Here is a 5773-nt window from a genome sequence, read left to right as displayed (position 1 = left end):
CTCTTGCGCCGTATCCCGATGCTTGCCAACCGAAAATGCCCGAACCCTCGGCAGTTGAACCCCACCGGAGGCGGGGCGACTAAACGCAATGGCCGCGATCCTTGCAGAACTCCTGTTTGATCTCATCAAAAGCCTCGTCGGTAGCTGGCTGAGACAGGCTGCGGTGGCTATTTGTGCGTGGCTCGATACGAAGATTCACGGCCGCGCCGCACGCTTTGTCGTAGGCGGCGTTCTCGGGATCGCCGCCTATTTCCTTATTCCTGTTGTCGCCGGCCTGCTGGGGTTGTGATGCCCTCCGTGAAGGCGAACCTCATCATCGCATTGGCCATCGGGGCGCTCATCTCGTCAGGGCTGCTCGTCCTGGAGCCGCTAACCGACTACGCTTTTCTTTCGCTGGAGTGGCCTGGCGTCACCGCAGCCTATTTTTTCTGGGGAGCGGTCGGAGGCAGCGCCTTCGCAGGGATCGCTATTTCCTGGGTCGTGAATGCACTGACCTATGGTCTCGGTGCTTTCGCCATTCTCAGCGTTTTGAAGCTGCTGAGGGCAGCATGAAACGCTGGCTTCAAAGGATCGGAGAGATAGCGAGGGTTGCAGCGATCTGCGGGACCGTCGCGTGGCTTGTGCTTTTGACGAGCTCTCCTCAAGCGCCCGATGCCGCACATCCCGAGCGTTACGCGCACCGGCACGACGTCAGGTATGTGAGCGAGGGGACAGAACTGGCTCTGCGAATTCTGCTCGGCTCATCGTTTACTCTGGCCCTGGTGGCGTTTGGATGCCACTTCGCGACCAGGGACATGCGGGAGTGAATTATCCCCTGCCGACCGAAGCCCCCTGGAGTCAGAAGGGTGGCGATCGTGAATCAATTTAGTGCACTGTCACCGCAATTCTCGTAATTCCGTAATTCCCGTAGTGCGAAGATCCATACCTCGCTCACACCGTACGGACGTTCAGCCGCCGGCGCTGTCCATCATGTAGCTTCGAAAATGCAGATCAAGCGCGACAGAGCCCGCAGCAACGAGCAGGACGAGGATACTCGCATATGTCAGCGGCTTCCTCACATCTGCACGGAATGACCATGCGCCGAGGCCAAGGAATCCGATCCCGAAAGCGAGGCTGAACCAGGTCAGGCAGATGGCCAATTGCTGCTCGGCGCGGTCCAGCTGAGACATGAATCCGTCGGGAAATCCCAGCCACGTGACGAACACCGATAGGCGAGCCGAACCTGCGAACATCAGGACTGCGAGTACGAACGGATAGACGTTCTTGCGTGTCATGAATTGTCTCGGTTGGGCCGTCTGGCTATCATGCCGGTCGCACGGCACGCAAACCATGCCGCAAGAATTACGGTGACAGTGCATTCAATTGGCGCTGTCCGCCAAGCGTGCACTGAACCCGCAGAGCCGGCCGGGTGGTCGATGTAATTACGGTGACAGTGCACTGAGTTGGCACTCCCGCCAAGCTGCCGGCCAAAGCCCCCGGAGTCAGAAGGGTGGCGATCGTGAATCAAGCTAGTGCACCGTCACCATAATTTCCTCTCTCTAGAGGGTCGGCTTCCAACCAAGATATTGCAGCGTCTCGTTCTCGGACGTGGCGCAAATCGTCTCCATCTTGCTCGGCTGAACAGTGGCGGACAGCTTGATTTTGACCTTGTTGCTTTTCACGGCAAAGGACACCGGGTAGCCGCACTTGTTCTCGAACTTCTGACAGACCACATACGAACGCTCGTGAACGTTGCCTGCCCTGGCGCCGTTGTCCTGCTTTTCCTGTACGAGGAGACCTCCGCAGGCAGCTGTGTTGTTCGATCCGGCGGGCTCGCGCGGCGTTGCCGGCTTTGGGGCAGCTCCGACACGGGTTACGACGATGCCACCTCGCGCAGTCATGGTGCCGTCGGCCTGCAGTGTGTAGTCGGTCTTGTACCCCCCGTTGTCGTAGGTCAGCACGTTGCCCGCACACGTCCAAGTGCCCTGAACACAATTCGTGTTGTCGCTGCAAAGGGCCTGTCCGTCCGCTTGCAGTTTCGAGGTGTTGGTCTGGCCGCCGATGCCGTGGTGAACCCAGGTGCCGATGAATTTGTTGACGCAACTTGCCGCGGGCTGCCCCTGAGCCGCCGAGCAGAGCACCAGCGTCAAGGAAGTCGCCAAATACAATACAACCTTCATTCGATTGCCCCAATAAAGTGATGCATTGACATCATAACCTGACAGATGTCCCTGATGGAACCGACAACCTCTGGCCCCGTTCGGAATGACCGGGCGTCGCTTCAGGGGTGCAGTCCAGTGCACTCAACTCAATGACAGCAGGGGTGAGTTGAGTGCACTGTCACCGCCACATCAGAGAGAACCCTCGATTGCGGCGGCCCGGCAGGTTGGCGATGGCCAATGAATTTGATGTACTGTCGCCGTAACGCGGTTTTGCGTTCAGACCATGCCGGGTTCGTCTCCGGCCAAAACATATTCGACGGGGGAAGCGACCCGGGGCATCTTCCAACGCGACGCTTGAGAGGATCCTCGATGAAACGACTTGATGTCCTTGCCCTGCTGGGCACGGCCCTGTTCGGGCTTGCCACGGCGCCGGTCGAGGCCGAGACCTATCCGAGCCGGGTGGTGACCGTCGTGGTGCCCTATCCCGCCGGGGGATCAGTCGACGGCGTCGCGCGCCTTCTCGCGCAAAAGCTGACCGAGTCGTACGGGCAGAGTTTCATCGTCGAGAACCGCGCCGGTGGCGCCGGCGGCATCGTCGGGGCGAACTATGTCGCCAAGGCCGCACCGGATGGCTACACGCTGATGCTGACCGCGTCGATCCATGTGGTGACGCCGTTCCTGCACAAGGCCGTTCCCTACGACGTGGTCACCGACTTCACGCCGATTTCGCTGGTGGCCAGCGGACCGCTGATCGTCAGCACCACGGCGCAGACGCCCGCCAAGACTCTCAAGGAATTCTTCGACCTAGTTCGCAAGGATCCCAACAAATACACCTTCGCGACATCGAGCTTCGGCTCGGCCGGGCACATGGCGATCGAACTGCTCAAGCGCGATGCCGGTGTCGACACCCTGGTGGTGCCCTACAAGGGCGCAAGCCCGGCACTGACGGACCTGATGAGCGGCCAGGTGCAGTTGATCGCCGATCCGATCCTGTCCTCGCTGCCGCTGGCGAAAGCCGGAAGCATCAAGGCGCTGGCCATCACCAGCACCAAGCGCATCGACATCGCTCCGGAGATTCCGACCGTGGCCGAGTCCGGCATGAAGGGTTTCGATTTCGGCTCCTGGTACGGCCTGTGGGGCCCGAAGGGCTTGCCCGCTGACCTCGTCACCACAATTCAAGCCGAGGTCGCCAGGATCGTGCAGCGGCCGGAGGTGAGGGAACGCTTCGCGCTTCTCGGATTCGAACCGCTCGGCTCCACGCCGGATTATTTCGCCGGCTACATCAAGGCCGAGATGGCGAAGTATCAGCAGATCATCAAGGACGCCAACATCAAGGCTGAATGACCGTGGCGCACGCGTGATCGGGCAAGTCTAGTGTTACGTTGACAGTGCACTTAATTGACACTGCCCGCCAAGCGCGGACCGAAGCCGCGGGATTAGTCGCATGGCGACGACACATGAATTTGATGCACTGTCACCGTCATTCAGTGCACTTAATTGACGCCAGCGCAGCGTCCCTAGCGCTTTGATCCCTCTTTGCCGAGCCGGGCCTCCTCAGCCTCGTCCACGAGCTTCAAGGCGTTGCCGTCGTAGCTAAGCTTCAGCCCGCGGCCGACGGTCCAGATCCATCCCTCTCGGGGGTCCCCGGTCGGCTCGGCGTTGAACTGGTCGGAGATCGATTTGACGGCGGCGTCTTGCGGCCCCGGATTACTCAGCACCGCATGGACGCGCCAGATGGGGTGCTTGGCGTCGACGTCGTCGCCATCGATCGTGAGCTTGGCGCCATCGACAGCGCATTCGAGGGTGTAGGACCCGCGAAGCTGGCGGCAGCGGTAGCGGCGTTGCGTGACGACCTTGTTTGCTTCGTCGAATGTCATCCCGGGGGAAAAGCCGAGGATGTCGGACTTTTTCACCAGGGACAGCGATGCAGGCTTCAAAAAGCCTGGCTGGATCGCCACGAGGGCGGCAACGGCAACGATGATCAAGCCGGCGATAACAATGGCAATTTTCATCAGCCCCTCGCGAGAAACACCCGACCATACAGTAGCCGAGGCATCCCGCCAGTCGGGCTTGGGCGTCATCGCAATGGGAGCTGTGCGGCGACAGTGCGTCGTGCTGTGCGTTCTTGCCCCGGACGCAGCGCAACGCGCCTTCGGCGGTGCGCTGCAGAGCCGGGGCCTATCTATCGGCCGTGCAGTGTGTGGCTTGCTGGTGCCGGCTCTGCGCGGCAGCGTTGCACGCTGCAGCGCGTCCGGGACACGAGTTCACCGTCCTAGGCTGCAATCCGCTGCTCGACAGGCGCGGTCAAGTACTTGAGCGCTTGTGCATGCTGCAGGTCAGGGACCGCAATCGCCGTGTGGCTGTAGCTCGCATGGGTCCGCGACCTTGCGATCGTGTCCAGGATCTCCTTGCCCTTGATGACATGAAGGCCCATGCCCTCTTCGGAAGGGAAGATTGCCAACACGACGTCATAGGCCGCGATGACGGCTTTGAGCGCCTCGGCCTTGTCTTCGGCGACATCAACAAACACGCGAACATCGGCCGCGAGTTCACGCAGCTCGTGAAAATCCAGCACTGTGGGATACTCCAACGCAACGATACCAAGGGGAGCTTGGATGCGTTGGGTTACTGAAGTGTCAACAACGCGGTCTGAACCACAGGTTTCACGATGAGGTATCTTGCGACCGCCCGTGAACGCAGCTGTCGCGCGCGACAGCTACGTCACTTGGCGTAGCCCTGGGAACGGAGCCACGCGATCTTGCGATCGCCGTTGATCCAGTCGTCGGCATCCGCCTTGCTGGTGAATCCGGTGATTTCGCGCTGTTCGTGGTCGGGGTAGTCCGCCAGGATCTTCCAGTCGCCATCGGCGATCCGGACCGCTCTAAACGTCACTTTTGTTTTGGCCATGGCGGCACTATGCAACAAATGCTCTCGAAAGAGAACCCGCCTTGGGATCACTCATCTTTCCGCGTCTCAGGGAGCAGGCAATGCTGCTGTTCATCGGCCCGCTGCTGTTCGTCTTGCTGTTCTATGCCGCCGTCAGGGCAAGGCAGGCAGGCCTCTCCGGTACCAGGGTCGTGCTCATTGTCGTCGTCGGCTCGGCCGGCATTGTTGTCCTGATGTTCGGAATCCTGGCCTGGGGCTTCCGCGACTTCGGGTGATACGGGCATCGATGCTGCCTCGCGGCGAACCGGCAGAACCCTCTACGGTTATTGCTGAATTCGAATCGTCGCGTGTCGATACAGGCGCTGTTATCCCGCCGAAAGAGGCGGAACTCACGTCAAACTGCGGCTTGCGTTTTCGGCCCCGATGGGTTCTAAGCCCGGTGACTTCCTGACCGCTGGCATGAACACAAAGCGCGCTGCGCGGCTTTGTCGCGTGCCCGGCACGGTACCCTCAAAGCGCGCGCGCACCCAATTCAGAAGGACGTTTGACATGGCGAAGATGACCAAGACTCAATTGATCGATGCGATTGCCGAGGGCACGCAGCTTGCGAAGAACGACGTGAAGTCGGTCATCGAGTACATGGCGACGGTCGGCTACAAGGAGCTCAACGAGTCCGGCGAGTTCGTCATTCCCGGTTTCGTGAAGATGTCGGTCGTGAACAAGCCGGCGACCGAAGCCCGCATGGG

Annotated in this window: 10 protein-coding genes; 5 read left to right on the top strand and 5 right to left on the bottom strand. The window is 60.5% G+C overall.

Going from position 1 to position 5773, the window contains the following annotated elements; all coding sequences use genetic code 11:
• Positions 1-88: 88 nt before the first annotated feature.
• Complete coding sequence (locus AC1D00_RS23690; protein ID WP_135173649.1) at positions 89-289, top strand: hypothetical protein; 201 nt, start codon at positions 89-91, stop codon at positions 287-289.
• Complete coding sequence (locus AC1D00_RS23685; protein WP_135173650.1) at positions 289-552, top strand: hypothetical protein; 264 nt, start codon at positions 289-291, stop codon at positions 550-552. The genes AC1D00_RS23690 and AC1D00_RS23685 overlap by 1 nt, the downstream gene beginning before the upstream one ends.
• Positions 553-947: 395 nt before the next feature.
• On the opposite strand, the gene AC1D00_RS23680 is transcribed toward AC1D00_RS23685, so the two are convergent.
• Together AC1D00_RS23680 and AC1D00_RS23675 are read right to left on the bottom strand one after the other, a co-directional pair.
• Positions 948-1274 (bottom strand): hypothetical protein, encoded by a 327-nt coding sequence (locus AC1D00_RS23680; RefSeq protein WP_135173652.1) that lies wholly within the window; start codon positions 1272-1274, stop codon positions 948-950.
• A gap of 264 nt (positions 1275-1538) precedes the next feature.
• Positions 1539-2129 (bottom strand): hypothetical protein, encoded by a 591-nt coding sequence (locus AC1D00_RS23675; RefSeq protein WP_477012319.1) that lies wholly within the window; start codon positions 2127-2129, stop codon positions 1539-1541.
• 381 nt (positions 2130-2510) lie between these two features.
• Here AC1D00_RS23675 and AC1D00_RS23670 point away from each other — a divergent pair, with 381 nt between their 5' ends.
• On the top strand, positions 2511-3485 hold the full coding sequence (locus tag AC1D00_RS23670; RefSeq protein WP_477012318.1) for a Bug family tripartite tricarboxylate transporter substrate binding protein: 975 nt from the start codon (positions 2511-2513) through the stop codon (positions 3483-3485).
• Positions 3486-3658: 173 nt separating this feature from the next.
• Here AC1D00_RS23670 and AC1D00_RS23665 read toward each other — a convergent pair whose 3' ends face one another.
• From AC1D00_RS23665 to AC1D00_RS23655, 3 genes are all read right to left on the bottom strand, one after another.
• A complete protein-coding gene (locus AC1D00_RS23665; protein WP_477012317.1) occupies positions 3659-4153 on the bottom strand; it encodes a hypothetical protein in 495 nt (164 codons plus the stop codon).
• A 260-nt stretch (positions 4154-4413) separates the two neighbouring features.
• Complete coding sequence (locus tag AC1D00_RS23660; RefSeq protein ID WP_027542680.1) at positions 4414-4716, bottom strand: hypothetical protein; 303 nt, start codon at positions 4714-4716, stop codon at positions 4414-4416.
• A gap of 146 nt (positions 4717-4862) precedes the next feature.
• Positions 4863-5048, bottom strand: coding sequence for a hypothetical protein (locus tag AC1D00_RS23655; RefSeq protein WP_027542681.1), 186 nt, complete (start codon positions 5046-5048; stop codon positions 4863-4865).
• Between the two features lie 80 nt (positions 5049-5128).
• Between AC1D00_RS23655 and AC1D00_RS23650 the strand changes: the two genes are divergently transcribed.
• Both AC1D00_RS23650 and AC1D00_RS23645 read left to right on the top strand, forming a co-directional pair.
• Entirely contained in the window at positions 5129-5302 is a 174-nt protein-coding gene (locus AC1D00_RS23650; RefSeq protein ID WP_404556246.1) for a hypothetical protein, read from the top strand.
• Between the two features lie 274 nt (positions 5303-5576).
• Positions 5577-5773 (top strand): HU family DNA-binding protein (locus tag AC1D00_RS23645; protein ID WP_477012316.1); only part of this gene is annotated, 197 nt, incomplete at its 3' end.

It is taken from the genome of Bradyrhizobium sp. P2_E8, from assembly GCF_056403875.1.
Note: the sequence above shows the minus strand (reverse complement) of the source record. Positions and strands in the feature narration are given on the sequence as shown.